Annotated in this window: 1 protein-coding gene; it reads left to right on the plus strand. The window is 75.0% G+C overall.

Translation table 11 applies throughout. The annotated features are described in order from the left end of the window. The coding region (locus tag EXE44_RS20060) for a glycine cleavage T C-terminal barrel domain-containing protein (RefSeq protein ID WP_274595416.1) at positions 1-208 on the plus strand (208 nt) is incomplete at both ends.

The raw sequence follows: 208 nt of genomic DNA on the forward strand, positions 1-208 counted from the left end.
CGCCGAGGCGGTGGCCGGCATCGACGCGGACGCGAACCCGAAGGGGATCGACGACGCGCTTCCGGCGTCCGGGGCGGCCGTCTTCGACGGCGACGAGGCGATCGGCGAGATCACTCGGACCGCGGTCGGCCCCGCGACCGACGTGCCGATCGCACTGGCGCTCGTCGCGTTCGACGCCGACCTCGGTCGGGTCACCGTGCGCGTCGAC

This window comes from Halorubrum sp. SS7, from assembly GCF_005435055.1.
GTDB classification, from domain to species: Archaea; Halobacteriota; Halobacteria; order Halobacteriales; family Haloferacaceae; genus Halorubrum; species Halorubrum salinarum.